This window comes from Neobacillus ginsengisoli (assembly GCF_030813055.1).
This window is the reverse complement of record NZ_JAUSTW010000004.1, coordinates 379,966-400,856: the sequence shown is the minus strand read 5'-3', so window position 1 is coordinate 400,856 and position 20,891 is coordinate 379,966. Positions and strand designations below refer to the sequence as shown.

The following is a 20,891-nucleotide window of genomic DNA, read 5'->3' as shown; positions in this document are numbered from 1 at the left end:
AATGGAACGACAGTTGCACAGCTTTTCATAGAGAAAGTCTGAATGGTTCGATTTTTTTAAAAGGGAGTTGAGGGAAATGGAACAACAAATGAGGCAAAAAAATAAGGTGCTTGGAAATGTGTTGAAAGAAATGGGAATGGTCCTAGTGGCATTTTCCGTAGGGGTAGATAGCGCATTTCTCCTTGCACGGGGAGCTGAGTAAAATGGAAATTTACGAACCAAAAGGTTTTAAAACTACTTCTAAAAATATAGGTATTAAAGAAGTTGATTTGGATTTTACTGTAATACAATCAATAATACCTGCAACAGCGGCAGCAGTGTTTACTAAGAATAGGTTTTGCTCTGCACCAGTGCAAATCGGGAAACAAAACATAGAAAATAATATATTACAAGCGTTTGTTATCAATAGCGGGAACTCGAATGTAGCAACAGGAGAACAGGGGTTAAAGAATGCTAAAAAAATAATTGAAGTATTAAGCAAGGAGTTGAATATCAGTGCAACTGATATTTTGCCATCATCCACAGGTGTGATTGGTTATCAACTTCCAATGGAAAAAATATTATATGGAATTGCAAATCTAAAAGATGAGATGGTGGATGGTGGATTTCACACAGCAGCCAAAGCGATTTTAACCACCGATACAAAGTGTAAAATACAATCGTGCAAGATAGGTGATGCAACACTTCTTGGTATCGCTAAAGGATCCGGCATGATTGAACCTAATATGGCTACAATGCTTTGTTATTTTGTAACGGACGCTCATATACCTCAAGACTCTATATATAAAATTCTGAAAGGAGCAGTTGATCTTTCTTTCAACATGATAAGCGTTGATACAGATACTAGCACAAGTGACACTGTCGCCATTATGGCAAATGGTCTTGCGGGTACTGTTGATTTACAACAATTTGAACAAAGTTTAAAATCTATGGCAATAGAGTTAGCTAAAGAGATTGCACGTGACGGCGAAGGAGCAACCAAGCTAATAGAGGTTAATGTAAATGAAGCAAGCGATTTTCTTCAGGCAAAAAAAGTAGCAAAATCAATTGTTAATTCGCCTTTAGTGAAAACAGCTATTTTTGGCACTGACCCGAACTGGGGAAGAATAGCCATGGCAATTGGAAAAACAGAAGACCCAAGTATTGACCCGGCAAAAATAAGTATTGCTTTTAATAACTTAATCGTTTTTAAAGATGGACAACAACATGAAACATTAGATTTACTAAAACTTAGAAGCTACTTAGGACTCAAAGATATAAATATTAATGTCTCTCTTGGTTTAGGGAATGCTCATGCAACAGTATGGGGGTGTGATTTAACATATGACTATGTGAAAATAAACGGTGAGTATACTTCTTAAAGAGAAGTAGCTTTGCAAGAAAATATATTTTAATAAAATATGACGATACCACAATTACACTAATAAACGATACTATTTAGAGTTGATGTCCACACATTTCTAAGACATTAATGGACAAACCAACTTAAAACACTATTCGCGTTATTACAATCTGGAATCATGAAGGAAGGAAATTTATCAGTGAATAAAAAACTGTAGCCAAGAAAAATAATGTAGTTCCAAAAACTGATTTCTACACTGGAAATCGGTTTTTTTCTACTCTGTGTTGGAAAATTAATTTTGAATAAAATTAAAAGAATTACTATCGTTAAGATAAACGGATAAATATCACTATGACAATATACCCTATAAATACAAATTACATCAAGGGTTAAACCTTAAACAATCAGACGAATCGTGCATCGTGGAGAGAGGTGAAACGAATTGCATTATTTAACAGCTTTCATGAATGATTACGGTTATCTAGTCTTATTTCTTTCATTAACTTTAGGGATCATGGCACTTCCAATTCCCGTAGAAGCTTTATTGGGATATGCCGGTTTAATGTCATTTCAAGGTCACATAAGCTGGATTGGCAGTATTCTTTCTTCTGCAGCAGGATGTACACTTGGCATGATATTCGCTTATGGAATAGGATTTAGGCTAGGAATGCCCTTTTTTGAAAAATATGGGGCGCGTTTTCATTTAGGACCGGAACGACTGAATTCTACCACACTGTGGTTTAAAAAATATGGAAACAAGCTTTTGATTGTGGCATTTTTCATACCGGGCGTCAGGCATATTACAGGTTATTTTTCCGGGGTTACCCGATTGCCATTTAAAATCTTTTCTCTTTACTCTAGTATCGGGTCGGTCATTTGGGTTTCTACCTTTATCATATTAGGAAAAATGCTTGGACCCCGATGGAATATTTTTCAAGAATTAATAAAAAAATATTTAGTTGTTGGAAGTATTATCCTTACAATTGTCCTGATTGTTGTTTTTCTGATTAAAAAATTCAAGTATAAAATCATTCAATTAGGAACAAAATTCGGTAAAAAAACATTTGAAATTTTTCGATCCCGCGGAAGGGCTGAAATCTTCCTGGCAACACTTTCACTTATAACGTTGGGTTTTATTATTCTGATGATTGGATTCATACAAGACTACCTTACGCATGAAATTCAGGACTTTGATGAGGTAACCAATTTATTGGTCTCAGTTGTATTTAAAGGTCGGACCGATTTATTGATGCATGCTTTTTTAAACCTCGGGACTGCAACATTTCTTCTTGGGATTATTTTTTACACACTCATTTGGATTATATGGAAAGGGAAGGATAAGTTTCTTGAATTATCGTTTCTATTTCTCGCGGTTGGAGGTGGAGAATTTTATGAGGAATTGCTACGGAATATTTTTCATAGACTATCACCGAATGAACCTTCATTATTAGAACGTTTTCCATATAGCTTTCCAAGCGAACAATCGTTAATGGCGTTTGTCATTTATGGATTTTTCTTTTTTATTTTGGTGCGTCATAGCAAATACATCCGAGTACATACATTGCTAATTTTTAGTTGGGTGATTATTCTCTTGTTTCTAGGTATAAGCCGGATTTACTTCCATATCCAGGATCCGAGCCAAGTGGCAGCAGGATATGTGTTTGGCGGGGTTTGGTTAGGTCTAACCACTTTATTACTGGAAATATTCCGAGTGCTAACGAATATGGATGCTCCTAAAAGGAAATCCCGTGTTAGGACTGAATAAATAGAACGTAAAAGGTTAGTTCAAAAATTGAGCTAGCCTCTTAATTTTTCTAAAAGAGAATCTTATAAATAAATGTTAAGAATTATCGAACCTTGCTTTGTCCACCTTATTTTATAAGAAGGGAAAGTTTGAATCTATATGTTATTGTGATTAAATTGAAAGAGAGTAAGCCAGAAAGGATGAGATTTTTGAATAAGGATATCATACGCTTTATTACTGTCACAGGAGTTCTATTTTGTCTTCTCTGGTTAATAGGTCTCGGCTGGACTGTGAAAGAATATTATGCAGGCAAACCAGAAAAAATACCGCAAAAAACGACTGTTACATCAAAGGTAGAATCTAAAAAAGGATTAACGATTGTTGCATTAGGTGATTCTTTGACTAGGGGAACGGGAGATGAGACCGGAAAAGGGTATGTAGGTGATTTGATTGATGAAATCAAAACAAAAACAAAGCGTCAGATTCAGCTTACGAATCTTGGTATTAACGGACAACGCTCAGCCCAATTACGTCAGCAGGTGCGCCAAAGCGAAGTGCAGCGGCAAATTCAAAAAGCTGACATGGTGTTGGTGACAATTGGCGGAAACGATTTGTTTCGTGGCGGACAAGGATTAGAAGATTTTCAAGCAGGAGACATTCCGGTCATCGAGAAGAAATACTTGGATAACTTAAAATTCGTCTTTCAACAAATTCGGCAGGTTAATAGCAATGCAACTGTTTTTTTCATTGGCTTATATAACCCTTTTATTGATTTAAATCAGGGAAAGGATATTTCCAAGCTGATCCGCCACTGGAATTATGATAGTGCGGAAATAAGTGCAGAATTCCCGAAAATTGTGTTTGTTCCAACGTTCGATTTATTTGAATTAAAGGTAAACGATTATTTGTATTCAGATAAATTTCATCCAAATACAAAAGGGTATCGTTTAATTGCTGAACGAGTTGCCTCGTTGCTCACCTGGTAAGGAGAAGAATTAATGGAAAGAATAACTTTATCTGTTCAAAATCTTAAAAAGATTATTGGGAAACGAGAAATTATTAAAGGTTTAAGCTTTGAATTAAAAGAAGGCGAGGTATTCGGCTTCCTCGGACCAAATGGTGCAGGGAAAACCACCACCATCCGTATGCTCGTTGGCTTAATCAAACCTACATCAGGTACGATTCAGATTTGCGGCTACAATATTTCCGATCATTTTCAGGATGCCATGAAGAATCTTGGATGTATTGTAGAAAATCCGGAGTTGTATCCTTATTTATCAGGCTATGACAACTTGCTCCATTTCGCCAGCATGCTTGATGGAATTGGCGAGGAACGGATTCGAGAAGTCACGGAACTTGTCGGATTAACAGAAAGGATTCATGATAAAGTAAAAACGTATTCCCTAGGGATGCGGCAGCGTCTCGGGATTGCACAAGCTTTACTGGGAAAACCAAAAGTGCTAATCCTCGATGAACCAACGAATGGATTGGATCCTGCCGGAATTCGTGAGATGCGCCAATTTATTCGTTTCCTTGCTGTCGAAGAGGGCCTAAGTGTCCTCGTATCAAGCCATTTATTAAGTGAAATTCAGCTTCTTTGCGACCGAGTAGCGATTATTTCCAAAGGTACAATCATCCGAATTGATACTGTTCATCAGTTACTTTCCAATCGTGAAAGAGTGGTTTGGCATTTCCAGCCATTTAATAAGGGGAAAGAAATCTTGAGTGCGTTAACCGCAATTGAGGAAAAAGAGGACGGTACAATTCTAACTGAATTTGATGAAATGAAAACCGCTGAATGGAATAAACAGCTGGTGGAAGCGGGTGTTTCTGTTATTGAAATGAACCGCAAATTACCTGCATTAGAAGATTTGTTCCTCGAATTGACGGGGGGTGACACGATTGAATAAACTGGTCCAAAATGAAATGATGAAGCTTATTGCAAAAAAACGGCTTATTGTTATTGCCATCATAATTGGCGTTCTCGTTGTACTATTTACATATGCCCAGTATAAAACCGTACAAACCCAAAGAGAAAAATTAGGCACCAATGACTGGAGGACAATTTTACAGCAGCAAATCATTGATACGCAAAATCGCCTAAGCAGCAGCCGGATGCAGGACGAATGGAAAAAGCAGCTGCAAATCACCTTACAGCAGGAACAGTATTACCTTGATCATGATATTAATCCGTCAGAACCCGGTGCGCCAACATTTATAAGAGTATTTTTTGAAAACTCAATTGATTTATTTATCCCATTAATGGTTATGGTCATTGCAAGTGATTTAGTATCGTCTGAGCATAGCCTGGGCTCGATAAAACTCCTTTTAACGAGGCCGGTAAAAAGGTGGAAAGTTCTTTTAAGCAAATACTTTACACTTTGCTTAGCGATATCATTAATTATCGCGATAGCGGGGATTCTTTCCTACTTAATTTCAGGGCTTGTTTTTGGCTACAAAGGTTGGGGAACACCGATTCTAACTGGATTTAATGTAACGGAATCAGGATTAAACACTTCGGGTGTAAAGCTTCTTAAGCTATGGCAGTATTTGTTAATGGATTTTGGACTCGTTTGGTTTGTAGCAGTTGTAGTCGGAACGTTATCGTTTATGCTTTCAGTATTAATTCGAAGTACTGCCGCAGGAATGGGTGTTATGCTCGCGGCATTAATATCTGGGGCAATTTTAAATAATATGGTTTCATCTTGGGAATCAGCAAAATACTTTTTTATGGTAAATTTGACGTTAACCGATTATATAAGAGGGAATGCTCCGCCAATACAAGGAATGACTTTGTCGTTTTCATTAATGGTTCTTTTAGTTTGGTGGGCTATTGCCTTAGTGGTTTCCTTTTTTGTTTTTACTAAAAAGGATGTGTATTAAAAGTTTTTCCATCCATCTTTCACGTAATTTCCCATCAATACTTTCATTTTTAACGGAGAAGATAATTAACGTATCTTCTAATTCAAGAAGGGGGTATGACAAGATGGGCTTCAAAAAAACAAAAATTGCTGTAGCATCACTAATGTTAGCTTCGTTAACGGCATGTGCCACAAACAAAAGCAATGTTGATTATACAGGTACAAGAAATGTTTCCACAGGGGACTTAAGAACGCCGGACTATCGAAATGTTTCCTATCGTGATATGAATCGGTTGAATAACGTGTCCTACCGTGATACAAACCGATTGAACAACATGAATGTATCCACAGGGGACGTCGGTACGAGGGACAATTGGAGTCTATATGGCAGCGATACGACGAATTATCAGTATGGTAACAACCTTGGGACCAACAGAAACAATACATCAGGGCACTTGGGTTCATTGAACAATAGTACATTGAACACAAAAAACGTTTCAAACGACTTTGATTTTTCAACTTCTGAAATTCAACCAATGAATTATGGGTTTATAACGATTGACCCGAATTCATATAGTACGGCAACACCAAGTCACATGTATCCTCATAGCAAGCGGGTACAACAGGGGAATTACTGGTATTACACATTTGGGCCTGCAACTGGACAGTCTGGAGCTAAAACGCCTCAGCAATCAATTACTCCACAAACAGGTCAACAGGCAGCACCTGTCAATCCGACTGCACCAAGAATAACGACACCTGCAGTTCCAAAAGCAACTCAGCCTTCAGCACCTGCCGCCCCATCAACAGCAGGTATTAGTCAGATGGCTTTACAGGTGATTGAACTAACGAATAATGAAAGAAGAAAAAATGGTCTGCCCGCTTTAAAAGCAGATTCATCTCTAAGTAAAGTGGCACAGGTCAAATCAAATGATATGCAAGCTAAACATTATTTCTCTCATACAAGCCCAACATATGGCTCACCATTCGACATGATGAGAGACTTTGGTGTTACTTATAAATCAGCTGGTGAAAATATCGCGATGGGACAAACTACTGCCCAGCAAGTAGTAACGGCCTGGATGAACAGCGAAGGACATAGAAAAAATATTCTAAGTCCTAACTATACCAATATTGGTGTAGGCTTTACTCAAAGTGGAAATTACTGGTCGCAAATGTTTATAGGTAAATAATATGTTGAGCTATTCCTGAAATTTGAGGAATAGCTCTTCCTTGTTGAAAAAATATACTAAAAATATGACGTGTGAATTGGTACACGTCATTTTGTAGTTTATTAAGGTTTATTGTTATTTTAGCGAATTTGGCATTAGTGAAAATCATTGATTGTTTTTTGTACAAAAAAGAAAGGAAGAATTAAATTTGATTGAAAATTATAATTTTTATAAAATAGAATTGTAAATCAAATTTAATTGATGGGGGGATATTAATGGCTTTTACAATTAGAAAAATCGATCATATTCAGCTTGCTGCACCTAAGGGCTGTGAGGAAGATGCGAGGGAATTTTTTAATGGAATCCTGGGGTTGACAGAAGTTGAAAAGCCGGAGGAATTAAAAAAACGTGGCGGGGTGTGGTTTGAATTTGGTACCTTTCAACTTCATATCGGAGTGGACGATCCATTTACTCCTGCTAAAAAAGCGCATCCCGCATTTGTTGTTGAAAACATTGAAGAATTAAAATCACACCTAATAGAAAAAAATATTACCTATAAAGAAGATGATAATCTTCCTGGGGCAACTCGTATTTTTGTGGACGATCCCTTTGGAAACCGCTTGGAATTACTCGAGTGGGTGTAAAAAAAGAGGCAGAAATAAGCCCCTTTCCAAAACGGAAGGGGGCTTGCGCCTTAAAAAAAGGGGGAATTAAGGCTAATACATTGTTGGATATTCTAATCCCTAGACGGTTATGGGAGGGGAATTCCTACCGACCATGGATTAACTTGTTTTCTGTTTAGTTTGACTGTAAAATATTTGTGAAATATTTTACAAATATTTTATGTATTTAGCTTACGATAAATTGCTATGTTTCTCAAGTATTTTAAAACTAAATTTTTGACAAATTGGTAAATTTTTTTTTGAAAAACCGGGCATGCTAAATTCGTGCCAATTTGTTTAACAAAATATTCTAGGTAAATTTTGAAAGGAGAAATGAATAATGAAAATGAAAATGATGATTTTAGCCTTAGGGTTATTTCTATCGATCCCGGGCTTTGCTTCTGCAACCGGAACCACGCCGGATCCTAGTAAGGGACAAGCAGAAAAGGCTCCTTGTGACTGTCATGATGGACATGATATGCACCGCGATTGGCAGGCAAAAATGGCGGAGAGGGAGCAAAAATTACTTACATGGGTCGATAAGTACACCCCTGAGAAAAAGGCTGAGTGGACGAAAGTATTGGCGGAAAAAAAGGCACTTCACGAAAAATGGCATAGTCCTGAATTTGCTAAAAAACATGAGGAATGGAAAAAACAAAAATTGGCAAAAATGCAGGCGCTTAAGAAGCAGTATGATGCCGGTAAATTAACGAAAGAGGAATTTTTTAAAAAGATTCATGGGGATAAAGATTTTGGGCACTGGAAAACCTTCCATGACTTAAAAACAGCTGTTGATTCAGGGGATAAAAAGAAAGCAGCGGAAAATTTAAATTTACTCTTAGCTCATTACAAACAGCATAACCAAATGATGACTGACATGATGAAAAAGTAAAGTAAAATCGCCAATTCTAAAAAGGGTTGGCGTTTTTTTTATTCAAATGCCTATTTCAATTGGAATTTAAAAATGGAATGGATAACAGAAATTACCTCCATTAGTCCTTTCTTGTGGAGGACATACTTTATTTGTAAGAGAAGAGGAGGAAATTTTAAAAATGACAGTTACGAAAGTAAGTGAACAACAAACATGGCAAGAAGTTCTGGAAACAGTAAAAGCACTGGATCCACAAAAATTGGAAATTATTAAAGCCACGTTACCAATTGTGAAAGAGCACGGTGAAGCTATCACGAAACATTTCTATAAGCGAATGTTTAAACAGCATCCTGAACTTTTAAATATCTTTAATCAGACTCATCAAATAACCGGCCATCAACCTAAAGCATTAGCTGATGCCGTCTATGGTGCTGCAGCGAATATTGAAGATTTCAGCCAAATAATGCCTGTATTAGAGAGAATCGGTGAAAAGCACCGAAGTCTGCAAATAAAGCCTGAGCATTACCCGATTGTTGGAGAAAATTTGTTAGCTGCTATTAAAGAAGTATTGGGTGATGCGGCAACAAATGAAATTATTGATGCCTGGGCGGACGCCTATGGCGTGATATCCGATGTATTTATAAGAATGGAAGACCGTATGTATAAAACGACCGAAGCCAAGCCGGGGGGCTGGGCAGGTTTTCGGGATTTTGTCGTTGATAAAAAAGTGAAAGAAAGTGAGGTTATTACTTCCTTTTATTTAAAACCCAAAGATGGGAAGCAAATTGCAGATTTTATTCCGGGGCAATATATTACGATTAAAATGGACATTGGCAGTGAAAAGTTTACCCATTTACGGCAATATAGTTTATCGGATCGCCCAGGATTGGACTACTATCGTATTAGTGTTAAACGAGAAGAAGAAAAGGAAGGAGAAATTCCGGCAGGAGTAGTTTCTTCCTTTTTACACGCTAATATAAATGAAGGAGATATGATTCAAATAACTGCACCTGCAGGCGATTTTTATTTGGATATGGACTCTGATCTTCCATTAGTTTTAATTAGTGGAGGGGTTGGGCTTACGCCAATGATGTGCATGCTTAACACAACGGTGCAGGAAAGACCCGACCGAAAGGTATACTATATACATGCGGCGGTCAATAGTAAACTCCATGCCTTTAAAAAGCATGTAAATAACCTTGCTGAAGATCATAAAACTGTTAAATCCTTGGTAGTTTATGAAAAGCCGTCGGCAGAGGATATAGAAATGAAAAGCTACGATAAGGATGGATTTATTAACCTGGAGTGGCTTAAAGAGATTTTACCAACAAAAGGTGCTGATTTCTATTTTTGTGGACCGGAACCGTTCATGAAGGTGATTAATAAAGCGTTAAAGCAATGGGGAATTTCGGAAGAACACATCCATTACGAATTTTTTGGCTCCTTTGGAAGTTTGGATTAAAAAGATAAAACAATAATAAAAAAAATGCAAGATGAATGAGGCATCTTGCATTTCCTTTTGATCGGAGAACTATTTTTTTAAGTCGATCTTTTCTTGTTTTGCCTCGCTGATATCTTCCTTAATTTCTTGCTTTATATCATCTGCTATTCCTTCAGTAGCTTTCTTAAATTCACGAAGTGATTTGCCGAATGCACGACCAATTTCAGGGAGTTTATTAGGACCAAAGATTACTAAGGCAACAATGAGAATTAATATTAAACCTGGAAATCCAATATTTGAAAACATAATTTCATCTCCTAGCGATGAGTGATAATTTCATGGCACATCTATTATAACTTTTTCTCTAAAATTGTTCTAGTTTTTTCGGAAATGCCTTTCATGCAAATCCAGGTAGAAGGATGGAATAGTAACCGTTCTATCATTTCATTCTGATAATAAGACTATTAAAATTAAAAGGAACTCTTGAATGAGTTCCTTTTAATTTTAATTTGCATTTTCTTCTTCTGCATATAAAAGCTGATCGTTTCTTTGTTTCTTTTTATAAACGATTTTTGACAATAAGACACTAATTTCAAAAATTAGAATCAGCGGTATAGCTACTGAAATATGTGACATTAATTCAGGCGGTGAGATCATGGAAGCAATTATCACCAGAAGCAAATAGGCATATTTTCTAAGCTTCACAATTTTAAATGGATTAACAATTCCTAAAGTGGTTAAAAACATCATCACAAGCGGTAATTCAAAAGCAAAGCCAAAAGGCAAGGTCATGTTAATTAAAAAACTGAAATATTTATCTGCGGTAAACGAAGTGGTCATTAAATCCTTACCTAAATTCACAAGAAACCGCATGATGTTTGGAAAAATGAAAAAATAACCGAACGCCAAACCACCGATAAAAAGGAAAAACAACGCTGGGATATATGCTAGGGTTATTTTTCTTTCCATTGGTTTTAAAGCAGGTTTCACAAATATCCATAATTGCCATGCTGCCACCGGAATCGTCCCGGCTGCCGCAAAAATAGTAGCAATATGAAAATAAATCCAGATGATATCACTCGGCCCTAAAACCATTAATTTATAACCCAGACCGCCCATAAAATAGTTATATATTTCTTTTACATAAATAAGGCCAACTGCAAGAAAGACAATGAAAGCGACTGCGGTAATGATAAGTCTCTTTCTTAGTTCATCCATGTGCTCAATCAAATTAAGTTCTTTTTCAGACAAGATGTACACCTCTTTAACAACGAATATTATTCGGTTAAGTTACCCTATTGATTATATACCATCTATTACGTTTCTTCTATGCATTCTCTTGCCTATATGTTAACAAATTCGCAAAAAAGAGAAACAAGTACCCCTAAATTGCCATTTAAGAAAAAATTAAGGAAAATTTAAGGTAAGTAATATAGAATGATGAAAACAGAGAGTAACTAACAGTTTATAAAACAAAAATCGTTCGGGTTATTTAGCCCGAACGACTTCATCTTTGTTTTTGTTTTTGCTTTCCTTCAAAAAATCTTCAATGGCTTTATCAGTGTATACCCAGCCTTTCCATCCGATATGAATTGTATCCTTCATAAAATATGGATCATATTCATGATTGGAGAAATCGGCAACCTGAAAGCCTTCTGCTTCAATTTGGTTTTTAATTTTTTGATAATAAACCATTCTGCCTGATCTTGGAAAGCCAGTATAATCATAAAATTTCCCATTTACCGGAACTGAAATGAATAATGGTTTTGCTCCGGCTTGTTTAAGAACATCAAGTACCAGTTGAAAATCTTGATATTCAGGGGAATTTTTATATGTGGCATGAGGTCGATAATTTCTTAAGGAAGGCAGATCTTTCTTGAATTTATTGTACTGTGAATTTATTACATAAAACTGATTGTTTGTAGCACTTTTTGCGCCGACTTGATCAGCCTGTTTAGCTAATTGATCCCATGATTGATGCTTAACAAGGGGGCTAATCTCACGGCTGCGCGGCACACCGCCGGCAAAGGTGTAAAAAAGATCCTTCTTTTCTAATAAATTTCGATAAGCAAATGCAAAAGGGCGAACTAAGGATGCTTTCTGTTTTGTCAATGGATCGTTAGTAATTTCTGCTCTATAGAGAGCAGAAAGGATTGGATCATTTTTAACTGGTGTAAATAGTAATAACCGTTTTATAGCCAGTTTTTTTACTTCCGGATTAACCTTATTGTTAAAAGCAAGATCATACCCCTGTAAGGATGAATAATTCGGTACAAAATGTGATTCATCGGTACCTCTGGGTTGAAACCATTGAGGTGACAAAACAAAAACTATTTTTTTCCCTTTAAGCGAATCAATATGTTCCGAAAAATTCATAAAGTGGATCAATGATTCCGTTCCCCCTCGTCCAACAAGAAACGGAGTAAATCCGGCTTTTGTTACCTGAAAATAGTTAGAAGGGTGGAAGCGGTCAAGCCTAGCTAGTTCAGACGAACCATACATCGGCAAGTAATGAGCATCTTCAAGCATTTTTTCTTGTACATATTTACCTTGAAACATGAATGGATTTAATTCTGTTGCGGACTGACTGATTCTGCTTTTTGGAATAAAATTCTCAATCCATTTATTCGGTATAATCGCCAAAATAAAAAGAGCGACAAATGCCATAATTATCGGCGAAAATAAAGGTTTTTTCATTTCAAATCAGCCAACTGCATAGCGATGTTATTAGGAGTATTCCATACATCGCGGTCAAATTCGGTGATTGGAACGGTAATGCCAAATCGCTCTTCAACTTGAACAAGAAGTTCTACTGTTCCAAAAGAATCTAAAAGACCATTATCAAATAGATCAATATCCGGATTTTCCTTTACGACATCATCCTGGCAAATTTCTGCTAATAAGTTGATTACTTCATTTCTAAATTCCATTGTAGTTAAACTCCTTTATGAATTAGTTGTCCTGAAAAAATATAAAACCCAAAACAAATAAAATGGAACGTAATAATAACTGCTGCAACATGTGTAAATTTATTTTGCGGCCACCATTTATGTTTTTTATTAAAACGTTCAAATGAATTGTAGGCTACCATTAACAGGGCATGGTATACACCATAAATTATATATTGAATTTCCAATCCGTGCCATAGTCCCATTAATAAAAATAGTAAAATATAACCAAGATTGGATACAATATTGCGATTTTTTATATATTTTTTCTTTGTCATCCAAAAGACAAAGCGCATGTATACATAATCTCTAAACCAGAAGGAGAGACTCATATGCCAGCGATTCCAGAAGTCTTTAATATTGCGGCTGATAAAAGGCTTATTAAAGTTTTCCGGTGATTTGACGCCCATAATGTAACTAACGCCAATTGCAAAATTACTATATCCTGCAAAATCGAAAAATAAGTACAGACTATAGGCATACATGTAATAAAGATGGTTTTCAAAATAACTGTTGGCAATAAACCCTATATTTGCAATAAAAAAGTGGTTGATCGAATAGCCAATGATATATTTGTATAAAAAACCAAGAAAAATTTTATTAATCCCATCATAAAGGAACAGCTTATATTGCTCCGGAGTTACTTCAGCTTGTAAATCTTTATCAAACCGGCGGTACCGATCGATCGGACCGGAAGAAATCGTCGGAAAAAACAAGATAAAATAGAGTAAACGGGCAATCGGGATATCCTGTTTAATTAATCCATCCCTTGTTTCCATGATTAATTGCGTTCCTTTGAAGGTCAAATAGGAAATACCTAAAAATCCAACAAAGTTGATTTGATGAAAATAAGGTAACAATTTAGATATGACCAAAGGAAGAATGGACATAATTACAGCTGTATAAAAAACTAAATCCTTGTTAGCTTTTTTTCGATAAGCAAGATACCCCTTGATTAAAAGTACTTGCCAAATCGTAAATAGAATGAGGGCGATAGCTCCATTTAACTTGGTAGAAAAAATGATTGCAAGCACAATGACCGTTACAATCATGTTATAGGTATGAAATCTTTTCCCTCGCAAACCTAGGATAACCGTTGGTACTAATAAAAGAGCGATTATAAAAAAGAATGTAAAAGAACCATATGGTGTCATAGCAATACCTTATCTCTAATTTGTTTTCGGTCAACCTTGCCGTTAGGTGTCATTGGCAGTTCCTCATGATAGGTAAATTTCCTTGGAATCATATATGCTGGAAGCACCTCACCAAGCTCATTTTTAATTGCACTTGTTAATTGATATTCTTTTTCAAATGTATGTTCCGTCGGGACGATGGAGGCAGATAAATACTCAATTTTTTCATTTTGATAAATTGGAATGACAACTGCTGCTTTTACATATTTTGATTTTGCAATATGATGTTCAATCTCTTCCAATTCCATTCGATAGCCATGCAGTTTAATTTGGAAATCAATTCGGCCTTTATAAAAGAGGAGACCTTTCTCCATATAGCCGGCATCACCTGTTCGATAAGCCTGTTGTCCGTTAAGTTGGAAGAAAGCTTTATTCGTCAGCTCCAGTTGGCCTAAATAACCTTTGCTAACACTGGGGCCAACTATAATGATTTCTCCTTTTTCTCCTTCTGGTACTTCATTACCATCTTCATCAACCAGTAAAAGTTTGGTGTCTTCCTTCGGCTTTCCAACAGGAAGGCTTTGATAGGTATCGGCTATCTCAGGGGTAACTTCAACAATTGTAATAGCCACCGTAGCTTCAGTTGGACCATAGGTGTTAAAAATAGATGCTTTTGGGAATCTCTCCATTAACTGCCGGGAAATTGAAACGGGTAAAATCTCACCGCAAAAAAGAAATACGGATACTTCCGGCAGCAATTGCTCATTAAATGATGGATCCATTAAACACATCTGCACAAAAGAAGGAGTAGACGTCCATACTTGTGTTTTAGAATTTTTTAATGCTTCAAATAAAATTTTCGGTCTGGCAATCATTTCTTTCGTAATCGCAAAAACATTCCCACCGCTTGCTAGGGCAGGATAAAGGTCCATAACAGAAAGGTCGAAGGAATAAGGTGCCTGGTTTAAAAAACGCAACTGACCGTTAATCGGAAAGTCCTTTACCATCCAATCGACGAAGCTTTGCAAATTATTTGCGGAAATTTGCACACCTTTTGGATTACCAGTACTGCCTGACGTATAAATAATATAGAAATTATCATTATCTTCAACCCAGTTGGAAGAGTCAACCACTACTTCAGCTGCATGCGAAAGTATGATTTCATCTGTTGACATCACTGGAATCACTTGATTTTCGAGCAATAAAGGTTTATCAGACACATTGATGATCAATTCAGTTTTAGCACTATCAATGATTTTTGCCACTCTTTCCAAAGGAATGGACGTATCAACGGGTATATATGGATGCCCCGACTTCACACAGCCTAAGAAGGAGATGAGCATTTCGGGCTCCATATGCCCGTAAACCAAAATCGGTGATTTAGGCTGAAAATTTTGGTTTAAAAGATACGAAGCGATGCGTTCCGATTGCTTCCATAATTCCCCGTAAGATATTTCTTTATCAGGTGAAATATATGCTAATGTTTCCGGTTTTGTATTTGCTAAGTCTTTAATAGCAGATATCAATTTCATTTGAGGCTACCTCCGTCATTAAAAATCATTATAAATATAGGTCCCCGCACTTGCATCATTAAATCCATACATAAAAAATAAAAAAAGGAGGATTAACAAATAATACAAAAATCTGCTAAACCATTTAACCTTTTGGTTAGAATAAAAAGCCTTTATTTTTTCAATCATGGTTTTTAACCCCGCAAAAATAATTTTGTCTAAATTTTGAACTTATCATTAAAAGATTAAGTGTCCCAGTAAAGGAATATAAAAATCACTCATTTAGAGAGGGCATTGAAGTGCTGAATTCACACTTATTCTTCCCCTAGTTTAACTGACTTAATTATCATAATGCCGTTTACCAATCTTTGCATTAAAAAATGATGAGAAAATTATTAAATTTTATTACTTGTTTTCTTTCTCTTAATAGGATAATAGAGGAATAAAACAAGGGCAAGAACTATTTTAAGTTGGTGGAATAAAATTCAACAGATTCGGACATGAAAAAACCAGGCGCTGCCCGGTTTTAACATACTAGTTCCGTTTGTACATAATGAAATAAAAGCTTTGCAGTGTTTTCTATGGATAATTGGTGCGTTCGTTCAAAAGCATGGGAAGAGTCAATTCCAGGCCCGATTAATCCATGGACAATGTCGTGCCCGGATCGAATGGCTGCGGAAGCGTCTGAACCATAGTATGGGTATATATCTAATTTATAATCGATTTTATTTTCCTCAGCCAGCAGCACTAATTTTTTCCGCAATTCATAATGGTAGGGCCCGCTAGCATCCTTTACACAAATAGAGACAGTGTATTCGTCTGTTGACTGCCCATCTCCCATTGCTCCCATGTCAACTGCCAGATATTCAACGGTTTCAGGTGTAATATTTGAGTTGCCGCCATAGCCGATTTCTTCGTTGTTTGAAATCAAAAAGTGGGTCGTATACGGCAAAAGGATATTTTCAGTTTTTATTTGCTTGATTAATTGAAGGAGAATCGCGACACTTGCTTTGTCATCTAAATGGCGGGATTTAATATATCCACTCGGAGTTATTTCCACCCGTGGATTAAATGATACAAAATCTCCTACTTTAATTCCCAGTGCTCTAATATCTTCTGCGTTATGTACTTTTGCATCTAAGCGGATTTCCATGTTTTCCTGATTTCGTTCCGCTTTTCCGGCATCCTTATAAACATGAACGGATGTTTGGTGCATAAGAATCGTTCCTGTATATTTCGTTCCGCTGCTCGTTTCAATTTGGCAGTACTCACCTTCAATGGAATTGTATTTAAATCCTCCAATTAAGTCTATCTTGAGTCTGCCATTTGCTTTAATTTCCTTCACCATTGCACCTAATGTGTCTACATGTGCGGTAAGCATCCTATGTCGGGCTGAATCTTTCCCTATTATAGTAGCGATTAATCCACCTTTCCGGTTTCTTTTTGTTTCAATTTGAAGTTCAGCTAGAAATTTTTCTACAAAGGAAATTACTTCATTGGTATTACCTGATGGACTGGGAATGGATACCAAATCCGCAATTAATTCAATCGTTTCACCGGTATTTGGGTAACTCAACATGAATTCTCCTCTCAAATTTTCATCTTTTTTTATTATACATCTAATCTTAAATACCATGTGTAAAAACGTTTTTTGCATTTCCGGTCAACTTTTTCATTGGTCCGGCATAGTCTATCTAATGATGAAATTTTAGTAAGTTTCAAGGATAATTTGTGAAAATTTGGGCATAAATGGAACTATTCTAACTATTTAAAAAAGTGAGGGGAAATTAACAATTAGTGACTTACAGACAAATGGGAGAAGAAAGATGACCAGATTAGAACTATACCGCGACAAACCAAAGCAATTTTCCTGGAAGGGTCCATTTTTTTTCATATTGGCATGCATTTTGATAACAGTAGGTTTCTTTGTTTTTCGTTATTATTACCAAAATACAATTCGGATTGAGGCACCTTCAGAAAATTTGGGACGTAAAGTTGTAATTCTGCTTCCAAATGATCAAAAGGTTTATACGTATGAAAATTTGATTTATGAAAAAGATGGAAAGACCTATTATAAAGGGGAATCCAATACGATTGATTTAACAGGCGGAACCATTGAATATAAAAATTGGAAATAAATAAAGACTAGCCAATGCTAGTCTTTTATTATAGATAAGCGTGTATAATAATTATCTTTGAGAATTGTCCAGCTCCAGCGCCCAGCGACTAGTGTACTTCGCTCTTCTCCCTACGATAAGTCAACACGAAAAAGCCAAAAACGCGATTCGTGTTGACTTTATCTCAGTCGAAGCGCTCCAGTCCTGTCGTGCGCTAAACGGACGCTTCCGCTTTTTCTTATTTAAACCATCCCTTTTTCTTAAACCATAGTGTCATCCACAGAGCAATGATAAACATGAGTAAGAGTGCGCCGAAATAGCCATATTTCCATGTCAGCTCGGGTATAAAATGGAAATTCATTCCATAAACACCGACTATGAATGTCAGAGGCATGAAGATGGTTGTGATGACAGTCAACACCTTCATAACATGATTAGCCTCATGGGAATTGATGGATATGTAACTATCACGTATATCAGTGGTCAGTTCCCGGTTGGCCTCAATCATTTCTGTTAATTTTAGTAAGTGGTCATATATATCAGAGAAGTAAGCAATTTTCCCTTCAAGACTTGTCAGCCGTTGAGAATTAAGAATCCTATATAATAGGTCTCTCATAGGGGTAATCGTATGTCTTAGGGATAAAAGATCATGCCTGGTATCAAATAAATCTTTAAGCAAAGCCTCCATCGATCTTCCTTTGGAGTTGGAATCAATTTCATCTAACGTATCTTCAATTTGATAAACAAGCGGAAAATAATTGTCCACCATTTTGTCCATACAAGCGTATAACACATGAGAAGGATCCCATTTATTAACTTTTTCAGCTTCGCTTAATCGTTGCCAAACTGCATCAATTTCAGTTGAAGGTTGGTGATGGAAAGTTACAATAAAGTTCCGGCTAAGGAAAAAATCAACTTCTTCTCTTGTAATCGTTTTTGGATTCAATGCTTGGGTAACTAAAAAAGCATAACCTTCATAGTAATCAAGTTTTGGACGTTGTAAATGATAGATACAATCCTCAATTGCTAAAGGGTGAAAATGAAGTGGTTCTGTTAAAAACTCAATTTCACTTTCTTCAGGTTGATAGAAATCAACCCAGTACCATTGATAGTCTCCGGCGACCAAATCAGGGATTTTAACATCTTTTATTAGTTTATAATCTTTACTTACAGCAATCGTTCGTATCATAGTTACTCCTTAATTCACAAATCAATCATAAAATAAAATATAAACGATTTGGAAGAGAAAAAACAGTTTGAAATACCGATTATTTCTTTTTTGATAAAACGGTTTGCCGAACCCATTTTTTCTTGTTTTTTCGATCTTTCATTCCTTGGATGAAACTTTGAATCCCAAGGATAATAGATACGATTAATCCACTAAAAGCAACAAAAACGGCAAAGTATTCAAATGGATTGTAAGACAACATGTGTTGCCATTTAATTTTCCCTTTTAAATCATCAGTAAATAGGTTCATACTAAAAATTCCACAGATGACTGTGTACATAGTCAAAATAAGCAATAAAAAGCTGTCTCTTTTGGTTACGGTGTTTTCTTCATATTTAAATAAACTAAACAGTGTTTCTTTCGTTTCATTATAGAAGAAGTCAATAGAAAAAGCAGTTCTTAATAGGGTGAAAAGTTCTTTGCCTTGTGACTGTGCAGGAAATACCGAAAAGAAATAATTGGAGGTAAAGGAGTTAATCGTATAAATCAACTCCTTAATTTCCTTAGAATCCTGTTCAATAATAACTTTCGAATAAACATTGGCAACTTTAAAAAACACAAATTTATGAAAGAGGTTTAATAGGAGTAGATAATAAAATTCCCCAAATAGTTGCTTTGTTAACTCATTATTTAAATCCCTATTCTTATTGGTGATACAGGAAAAACAATTCTCTTCTATAAAATAATACGTATTCGGTGCTAAGCGGTCATACCCATGTTGCTTAAATTTTTGCTGAATATAATCGGGATTATTTGCCGTTACAAACGGTTTTCCATCTGGGGTTAACCCGGAGAGATTCGCTGAACGATATACATCTACTAGCTCAATGGATTCTTTTTCAGTAAAAGCTATTAATGATTGAACATACATTCGTTCCTTTTCAATAAATGGAATCGTATTAAAATAAGCTCCACGTACATGCTCCTTGTTTATGAACCGAGTCAAATCCGGAACTAACACTTCAAACAATAATTTCTCTAAATGAGTGATTGTATTGCCGTCCATCTCAATTTGCAGCTGCTTTTGTTTAAAGTTTTGGAAACCAAGTTCTCGAAAACATGCAGCAAACTCAAGTGCCTGGGAAAATGAAAGGGATTCGGGGCACATTATTTCAGTTCGGATGGTTAGAAAACCCAGTTGAAAAGGGCATAAAGTAATATCAATTGAATGGATTTGGAAAGGATGGTGGAAATGCACCGTTGTTAACTTCCCATTTAGTTTAAGTGCTTTAGAAAACCTTTGAAAACCTTTATCCTTCTCAGAAAGCGGGAAAAGAATTCTATTTGTAAAAGGCGGAAAGAAGGCTTCTAGGTCGCGATGGGAAATTTGATATTTTCCGTAGTAGGCGGATTCATCTTCAATACGGCCTAAACGAAAAGCGGAAAAGTGTTGCTTCTTTAAAAAGGATGATATATTCCGGTCGCTATCATCTTTAATAAAAAAAGGAAAAATAAATTGAAAAATGGCTGTAGATACTGTTTTTTCTTTAAGCTCAATTCTCTCCATAAAAAAAATTTCCTTTCATAGATAAATAATGTCTAAAAACAAGATTCCCGTTTTACTTAATACTTAAACAAAAACGGATAACTAGAAATGTAGTAAATTCTGCTGTGTATACGTAGGAGATTTTTATTTAAAAGGGAATAAAAAACAGTTGATAAGGGGAATATGGAAAAGTCTTTGAGGAAAATTTAACTCAAATAAACTTAAACAGAAGCTGGTTAGATGACCAGTTAAGCCAATCAGGTACGACACTTTCAGAAGTTTTTTATGCTGAACTTCAAAAGGATGGTTCATTGTATATTGATAAACGATTGGATCATTTCCTTCATTAAAAAGAGGCTGAGAAAATTCAGCCTC

21 protein-coding genes and 1 pseudogene are annotated in these 20,891 nt (G+C 36.0%); 12 read left to right on the top strand and 10 right to left on the bottom strand.

All coding sequences use genetic code 11. The features are described 5' to 3' along the window. Positions 1–76 precede the first annotated feature (76 nt). From J2S10_RS14340 to hmpA, 10 genes are all read left to right on the top strand, one after another. Entirely contained in the window at positions 77–202 is a 126-nt protein-coding gene (locus tag J2S10_RS14340) for a hypothetical protein (protein WP_307408881.1), read from the top strand. A 1-nt stretch (position 203) separates the two neighbouring features. Continuing rightward, positions 204–1,361, top strand: coding sequence for a bifunctional glutamate N-acetyltransferase/amino-acid acetyltransferase ArgJ (argJ, locus tag J2S10_RS14335; RefSeq protein WP_307408879.1), 1,158 nt, complete (start codon positions 204–206; stop codon positions 1,359–1,361). 423 nt (positions 1,362–1,784) lie between these two features. Continuing rightward, complete coding sequence (locus J2S10_RS14330) at positions 1,785–3,107, top strand: VTT domain-containing protein (protein ID WP_307408877.1); 1,323 nt, start codon at positions 1,785–1,787, stop codon at positions 3,105–3,107. 188 nt (positions 3,108–3,295) lie between these two features. Continuing rightward, positions 3,296–4,072, top strand: coding sequence for an SGNH/GDSL hydrolase family protein (locus tag J2S10_RS14325; RefSeq protein WP_370876208.1), 777 nt, complete (start codon positions 3,296–3,298; stop codon positions 4,070–4,072). A 12-nt stretch (positions 4,073–4,084) separates the two neighbouring features. After that, positions 4,085–4,996 (top strand): ABC transporter ATP-binding protein, encoded by a 912-nt coding sequence (locus tag J2S10_RS14320; RefSeq protein ID WP_307408875.1) that lies wholly within the window; start codon positions 4,085–4,087, stop codon positions 4,994–4,996. Beyond that, a complete protein-coding gene (locus J2S10_RS14315) occupies positions 4,989–5,969 on the top strand; it encodes an ABC transporter permease (protein ID WP_307408873.1) in 981 nt (326 codons plus the stop codon). Before J2S10_RS14320 ends, J2S10_RS14315 begins: the two co-directional genes overlap by 8 nt. Positions 5,970–6,483: 514 nt before the next feature. Next, on the top strand, positions 6,484–7,140 hold the full coding sequence (locus tag J2S10_RS27450) for a CAP domain-containing protein (RefSeq protein WP_370876214.1): 657 nt from the start codon (positions 6,484–6,486) through the stop codon (positions 7,138–7,140). 254 nt (positions 7,141–7,394) lie between these two features. Continuing rightward, complete coding sequence (locus tag J2S10_RS14305; RefSeq protein ID WP_307408871.1) at positions 7,395–7,763, top strand: VOC family protein; 369 nt, start codon at positions 7,395–7,397, stop codon at positions 7,761–7,763. A 358-nt stretch (positions 7,764–8,121) separates the two neighbouring features. Continuing rightward, positions 8,122–8,673, top strand: coding sequence for a hypothetical protein (locus J2S10_RS14300; RefSeq protein ID WP_307408868.1), 552 nt, complete (start codon positions 8,122–8,124; stop codon positions 8,671–8,673). 160 nt (positions 8,674–8,833) lie between these two features. Beyond that, a complete protein-coding gene (gene hmpA / locus J2S10_RS14295) occupies positions 8,834–10,114 on the top strand; it encodes an NO-inducible flavohemoprotein (RefSeq protein ID WP_307408866.1) in 1,281 nt (426 codons plus the stop codon). 69 nt (positions 10,115–10,183) lie between these two features. Here the strand turns inward: hmpA and J2S10_RS14290 are convergent, their stop codons facing one another. From J2S10_RS14290 to J2S10_RS14255, 8 genes are all read right to left on the bottom strand, one after another. Next, on the bottom strand, positions 10,184–10,399 hold the full coding sequence (locus tag J2S10_RS14290) for a twin-arginine translocase TatA/TatE family subunit (protein ID WP_307408863.1): 216 nt from the start codon (positions 10,397–10,399) through the stop codon (positions 10,184–10,186). A gap of 198 nt (positions 10,400–10,597) precedes the next feature. After that, entirely contained in the window at positions 10,598–11,344 is a 747-nt protein-coding gene (tatC, locus tag J2S10_RS14285; RefSeq protein WP_307408860.1) for a twin-arginine translocase subunit TatC, read from the bottom strand. A gap of 237 nt (positions 11,345–11,581) precedes the next feature. After that, positions 11,582–12,790, bottom strand: a complete 1,209-nt coding sequence (gene dltD / locus J2S10_RS14280) for a D-alanyl-lipoteichoic acid biosynthesis protein DltD (RefSeq protein WP_307408857.1) — start codon at positions 12,788–12,790, stop codon at positions 11,582–11,584. After that, on the bottom strand, positions 12,787–13,023 hold the full coding sequence (gene dltC, locus J2S10_RS14275) for a D-alanine--poly(phosphoribitol) ligase subunit 2 (RefSeq protein ID WP_307408855.1): 237 nt from the start codon (positions 13,021–13,023) through the stop codon (positions 12,787–12,789). Before dltC ends, dltD begins: the two co-directional genes overlap by 4 nt. A gap of 5 nt (positions 13,024–13,028) precedes the next feature. Further along, a complete protein-coding gene (dltB, locus tag J2S10_RS14270; protein WP_307408854.1) occupies positions 13,029–14,195 on the bottom strand; it encodes a D-alanyl-lipoteichoic acid biosynthesis protein DltB in 1,167 nt (388 codons plus the stop codon). After that, on the bottom strand, positions 14,192–15,706 hold the full coding sequence (gene dltA, locus J2S10_RS14265; RefSeq protein WP_307408851.1) for a D-alanine--poly(phosphoribitol) ligase subunit DltA: 1,515 nt from the start codon (positions 15,704–15,706) through the stop codon (positions 14,192–14,194). Before dltA ends, dltB begins: the two co-directional genes overlap by 4 nt. A gap of 18 nt (positions 15,707–15,724) precedes the next feature. Further along, positions 15,725–15,874 carry a teichoic acid D-Ala incorporation-associated protein DltX gene (gene dltX / locus J2S10_RS14260; protein ID WP_307408849.1) on the bottom strand — a complete coding sequence of 50 codons (150 nt, stop codon included), beginning with the start codon at positions 15,872–15,874 and terminating at the stop codon, positions 15,725–15,727. A gap of 337 nt (positions 15,875–16,211) precedes the next feature. After that, positions 16,212–17,264, bottom strand: coding sequence for a M42 family metallopeptidase (locus J2S10_RS14255; RefSeq protein WP_307408847.1), 1,053 nt, complete (start codon positions 17,262–17,264; stop codon positions 16,212–16,214). 247 nt (positions 17,265–17,511) lie between these two features. Here J2S10_RS14255 and J2S10_RS14250 point away from each other — a divergent pair, with 247 nt between their 5' ends. Beyond that, positions 17,512–17,823 (top strand): hypothetical protein, encoded by a 312-nt coding sequence (locus tag J2S10_RS14250; RefSeq protein ID WP_307408845.1) that lies wholly within the window; start codon positions 17,512–17,514, stop codon positions 17,821–17,823. Positions 17,824–18,040: 217 nt separating this feature from the next. Here the strand turns inward: J2S10_RS14250 and corA are convergent, their stop codons facing one another. Together corA and J2S10_RS14240 are read right to left on the bottom strand one after the other, a co-directional pair. Then, on the bottom strand, positions 18,041–18,991 hold the full coding sequence (corA, locus tag J2S10_RS14245; protein WP_307408844.1) for a magnesium/cobalt transporter CorA: 951 nt from the start codon (positions 18,989–18,991) through the stop codon (positions 18,041–18,043). Between the two features lie 79 nt (positions 18,992–19,070). Continuing rightward, positions 19,071–20,537 carry a hypothetical protein gene (locus J2S10_RS14240; protein ID WP_307408842.1) on the bottom strand — a complete coding sequence of 489 codons (1,467 nt, stop codon included), beginning with the start codon at positions 20,535–20,537 and terminating at the stop codon, positions 19,071–19,073. Between the two features lie 176 nt (positions 20,538–20,713). Between J2S10_RS14240 and J2S10_RS27445 the strand changes: the two are divergent. Then, positions 20,714–20,866 (top strand): annotated as a pseudogene (locus J2S10_RS27445) (YetF domain-containing protein); the annotation flags it as partial. Positions 20,867–20,891 lie beyond the last annotated feature (25 nt).

What these genes read in the sequence shown, in the direction of transcription:
- J2S10_RS14340 (WP_307408881.1), top strand. Translation starts at nt 77, where the DNA reads ATGGAACAACAAATGAGGCAAAAAAATAAGGTGCTTGGAAATGTGTTG.
- argJ (WP_307408879.1), top strand. Translation starts at nt 204, where the DNA reads ATGGAAATTTACGAACCAAAAGGTTTTAAAACTACTTCTAAAAATATA.
- J2S10_RS14320 (WP_307408875.1), top strand. Translation starts at nt 4,085, where the DNA reads ATGGAAAGAATAACTTTATCTGTTCAAAATCTTAAAAAGATTATTGGG.
- J2S10_RS27450 (WP_370876214.1), top strand. Translation starts at nt 6,484, where the DNA reads ATGAATTATGGGTTTATAACGATTGACCCGAATTCATATAGTACGGCA.
- J2S10_RS14305 (WP_307408871.1), top strand. Translation starts at nt 7,395, where the DNA reads ATGGCTTTTACAATTAGAAAAATCGATCATATTCAGCTTGCTGCACCT.
- J2S10_RS14300 (WP_307408868.1), top strand. Translation starts at nt 8,122, where the DNA reads ATGAAAATGAAAATGATGATTTTAGCCTTAGGGTTATTTCTATCGATC.
- hmpA (WP_307408866.1), top strand. Translation starts at nt 8,834, where the DNA reads ATGACAGTTACGAAAGTAAGTGAACAACAAACATGGCAAGAAGTTCTG.
- J2S10_RS14290 (WP_307408863.1), bottom strand. Translation starts at nt 10,399, where the DNA reads ATGTTTTCAAATATTGGATTTCCAGGTTTAATATTAATTCTCATTGTT.
- dltD (WP_307408857.1), bottom strand. Translation starts at nt 12,790, where the DNA reads ATGAAAAAACCTTTATTTTCGCCGATAATTATGGCATTTGTCGCTCTT.
- dltC (WP_307408855.1), bottom strand. Translation starts at nt 13,023, where the DNA reads ATGGAATTTAGAAATGAAGTAATCAACTTATTAGCAGAAATTTGCCAG.
- dltB (WP_307408854.1), bottom strand. Translation starts at nt 14,195, where the DNA reads ATGACACCATATGGTTCTTTTACATTCTTTTTTATAATCGCTCTTTTA.
- dltA (WP_307408851.1), bottom strand. Translation starts at nt 15,706, where the DNA reads ATGAAATTGATATCTGCTATTAAAGACTTAGCAAATACAAAACCGGAA.
- dltX (WP_307408849.1), bottom strand. Translation starts at nt 15,874, where the DNA reads ATGATTGAAAAAATAAAGGCTTTTTATTCTAACCAAAAGGTTAAATGG.
- J2S10_RS14255 (WP_307408847.1), bottom strand. Translation starts at nt 17,264, where the DNA reads ATGTTGAGTTACCCAAATACCGGTGAAACGATTGAATTAATTGCGGAT.
- J2S10_RS14250 (WP_307408845.1), top strand. Translation starts at nt 17,512, where the DNA reads ATGACCAGATTAGAACTATACCGCGACAAACCAAAGCAATTTTCCTGG.
- corA (WP_307408844.1), bottom strand. Translation starts at nt 18,991, where the DNA reads ATGATACGAACGATTGCTGTAAGTAAAGATTATAAACTAATAAAAGAT.
- J2S10_RS14240 (WP_307408842.1), bottom strand. Translation starts at nt 20,537, where the DNA reads ATGGAGAGAATTGAGCTTAAAGAAAAAACAGTATCTACAGCCATTTTT.